The sequence below is a fragment of the Streptomyces sp. NPDC058307 genome, assembly GCF_042880295.1.
Lineage (GTDB): Bacteria > Actinomycetota > Actinomycetes > Streptomycetales > Streptomycetaceae > Streptomyces.
Genome location: NZ_JBHVYZ010000006.1, coordinates 87,413 through 90,934, shown reverse-complemented (window position 1 = coordinate 90,934; position 3,522 = coordinate 87,413). Strand labels below are relative to the sequence as shown.

The 3,522-nt window shown below is 70.9% G+C and carries 4 protein-coding genes; all 4 read left to right on the top strand.

Translation table 11 applies throughout. From position 1 onward, the window contains the following. Nucleotides 1-2,011: ATP-dependent DNA helicase UvrD2 (locus ACFVYN_RS06950; RefSeq protein ID WP_389993599.1), on the top strand; the 2,011-nt coding region annotated here is incomplete at its 5' end. A 169-nt stretch (nucleotides 2,012-2,180) separates the two neighbouring features. Beyond that, nucleotides 2,181-2,504, top strand: a complete 324-nt coding sequence (locus ACFVYN_RS06945) for a hypothetical protein (RefSeq protein WP_389993596.1) — start codon at nucleotides 2,181-2,183, stop codon at nucleotides 2,502-2,504. 175 nt (nucleotides 2,505-2,679) lie between these two features. Next, on the top strand, nucleotides 2,680-3,048 hold the full coding sequence (locus tag ACFVYN_RS06940) for a WhiB family transcriptional regulator (protein WP_020119791.1): 369 nt from the start codon (nucleotides 2,680-2,682) through the stop codon (nucleotides 3,046-3,048). Beyond that, entirely contained in the window at nucleotides 3,045-3,368 is a 324-nt protein-coding gene (locus tag ACFVYN_RS06935; RefSeq protein ID WP_389993593.1) for a hypothetical protein, read from the top strand. The genes ACFVYN_RS06940 and ACFVYN_RS06935 overlap by 4 nt, the downstream gene beginning before the upstream one ends. Nucleotides 3,369-3,522 lie beyond the last annotated feature (154 nt).

Here is a 3,522-nt window from a genome sequence, read left to right as displayed (position 1 = left end):
GGCCGGGATCCTCCAGCCCTCCAGCGTGCTCGCCGTCACCTTCACCAACCGCGCCGCCGGAGAGATGCGCGGACGGCTGCGCCAGCTCGGCGCCGCGGGCGTCCAGGCGCGTACGTTCCACTCTGCGGCCCTGCGGCAGCTGCAGTACTTCTGGCCGAAAGCAGTCGGTGGCTCCATGCCCCGGCTCGTCGACCGCAAGGTCCAGCTCGTCGCCGACGCGGCCGCCGCCTGCCGCATCCGCCTCGACCGGGGCGAGCTGCGGGACGTCACCGGCGAGATCGAGTGGTCCAAGGTCACCCAGACCGTGCCGTCCGACTACGCCCTCGCAGCCGCGAAGGCCGGCCGTGAGACCCCCCGCGCCGCAGCCGAGATCGCCCAGCTCTACGCCGCCTACGAGGACATCAAGCGCGACCGCGCCGTCATCGACTTCGAGGACGTCCTGCTGCTGACCGTCGCCATCCTCCAGGACCGGAGCGACATCGCCGAACAGGTCCGTGCCCAGTACCAGCACTTCGTCGTCGACGAGTACCAGGACGTCAGCCCCCTCCAGCAGCGCCTGCTGGACCTGTGGCTCGGGCGGCGGGACACCCTGTGCGTCGTGGGTGACGCCAGCCAGACGATCTATTCGTTCACTGGTGCAACTCCCGACCATCTGCTCGACTTCCGGACCCGTCACCCCGGCGCCACCGTCGTCAAGCTGGTCCGCGACTACCGCTCCACCCCCCAGGTCGTCCATCTCGCCAACGGCCTGCTCGCCCAGGCCCGCGGCCGCGCCGCCGACCACCGGCTGGAACTGATCTCCCAGCGCCGGCCCGGTCCCGAGCCCGTCTACACCGAGTACACCGACGAGCCCACCGAGGCCGAGGGTGCCGCCCGCCGCATCCGGGAGCTCATGGAGGCGGGCGTCAGGGCCAGCGAGATCGCCGTCCTGTTCCGCACCAACTCCCAGTCCGAGACCTACGAACAGGCCCTCGCCGACGCCGGTGTGCCCTACCAGCTGCGCGGCGCCGAGCGGTTCTTCGACCGGCCCGAGGTGCGCAGGGCCATCGTCAGTCTCCGGGGCGCGGCCCGCTTCGGCGGCAACGACTCGCAGCTGGACGACGCCGTCGACCTGCCCTCGCAGGTGCGTGCCGTGCTGTCGGGCGAGGGCTGGACCAACCAGCCGCCGGCCGGCTCCGGGGCCGTCAGGGAGCGCTGGGAGTCGCTGGCCGCCCTGGTGAACCTCGCGCAGGACTTCGCCGCCGCGCGACCCGGCGCCACCCTGAACGACCTCGTGGCCGAACTCGACGAGCGGGCCGGTGCCCAGCACGCCCCGACCGTCGAGGGCGTCACCCTCGCCTCCCTGCACTCGGCCAAGGGCCTGGAGTGGGACGCCGTGTTCCTGGTCGGCGTCGCCGAGGGCATGATGCCGATCTCCTACGCGAAGACCGACGAGCAGATCGAGGAGGAGCGCCGGCTCCTCTATGTCGGCGTCACCCGTGCCCGCGAGCGCCTCCATGTCTCCTGGTCCCTCTCCCGCTCGCCCGGCGGCCGCCCCAACCGCCGCCCCAGCCGCTTCCTCGACGGGCTGCGCCCCGGCTCCACCGCCACCACGGGGCGCGCCGCCGGCGGCGGCCCCGGAGGCGTCGAGCGCGGCTTCACCAGTGCCGTCGGTGCCGCGCCGAGACGCACCCAGCGCACCCCGGCGCGCTGCCGGGTGTGCGGGCGCACGCTCACCGACGCGGGCGAGATGAAGCTCATGCGTTGCGAGGACTGTCCCTCCGACATGGACGAGGGGCTGTACGAGCGGCTGCGTGACTGGCGGGCCGTACAGGCACAGCGCAGCGGGCAGCCTGCCTACTGCGTCTTCACGGACAAGACGCTGATGGCGATCGCCGAGGCCGTGCCCGACGGCGAGCACGAGCTTGCGCGGATCCCGGGCGTCGGCCTGCGCAAGTTCAAGCGCTACGGAGCCGATGTGCTGACCATCTGCGCAGGCCGGGAGGTTGCGGAGGACGAAGACGAGGGCTGATTTCAACTCGTCGGAAAAATAGTTTGCGCATGCCCCAGCAATCCCCATAGGTTCTTAGCCACGGGGACGGAGGCCTTCTCGGAGGCCCTGATTCCGTGCTCTACTTGCATATCCGTAGGACAGCGGCTCGCGCCGTTGTCCCCAGAGACGCCGAGAGGAGGCGATTGAAGTGATCAGCATCAACAGCAGCCAGGCCATCAGCACCGCCAAAATGACCGATCTCTCGGTCGTCTCCACGTGCATGCTCGGCGTTTCGAACCTGGGCACCGGTCTGTCCGGCATTCCTGCCGCGCGTCCGGCGTCCTCCATGTCTCTCGCGGACCTTCCCGTCCGTGAGCGCAATGAGCGACCGACCAAGGCACTGGAAGCGGTAGTGGCACAGGCGCATGTCTATGCCTTTGCGGCGGCCGGTGCCGGATTCCGGAAGCAGACGACGCAGCACCACCTGATGTGGGCCTTCCGTGGGCCAGAACCCTGGAGTGATCCAGCCTGATCGTCGATCAGGCCGGCGCCTTCAGGGCCGCGGAACCCCATCCGGGATCCGCGGCCCTTCTGTTTTCCCCGAACGGGGAGAGCGGAGCGAAGGGGCCTCGGGACAAGAAAAGAACCCGGTACCAAGCGACCACCGGTCCCACAGGGCCGGACCGAACAGACGAGGAAGACGAACCGTGCAACTCGAAGCGCACGCCCCGTCCGTACCGCCTTCCGAAACGATCCCCCCGCCCGGCCTCACGGAGGACTCCACCTTGATCCCGCTCACGGCGCTCACCGCGCTCGACGACGCCATCGAGAACCTCGGCGTACCCGTCCCCTGCCGTTCCTACGACCCGGAGGTCTTCTTCGCCGAGTCTCCGGCCGACGTCGAGTACGCCAAGTCCCTCTGCCGCACCTGCCCGCTGATGGAGGCCTGCCTCGCCGGCGCCAAGGAGCGGCGTGAGCCCTGGGGCGTCTGGGGTGGGGAGCTGTTCGTCCAGGGTGTCGTCGTCGCCCGGAAGCGGCCGCGTGGCCGCCCGCGCAAGAACCCGGTCACAGCATGAACATCGCAGGAACGATCGACCGCCCTCTCACGAACGACCCCACGAAGCAGGCCCCGATGAAGCCGTCCACCAGCGAGCCCGCAGGCTCCGCGATCCCAGACTTCACCACCACCGACGCGAACGACTCGCGTCAGAACAGGACCCGAGAGATGCAACTCATCCCAGAAGCCCTGGCTCGTGCGCATATGCACGACCGGCTGCAGGAGGCCGAGCAGGAACGCCGGGCGATCCGCCTGAGGACCGCTCGCCGGATGCAGCGCCGGGCCGAGCGCGCCTCCATGCGTGCTCGCCGTGCGCTGGCCATGGCCGTCATGCAGTAACCCGACCCGGTAGTTCCCCGCGGGGGCCGGGCCCCGCCAAGCCCCCCCCCCCCCCGGGGGGGGGGGGCGCCCGGGCCGCCCCGCCCCCGCCGCCGCCAGCGCGACCTCCTGCACCACCCGCCCCACCCCCCCCCCCCCCCCCACCCGCTACGGC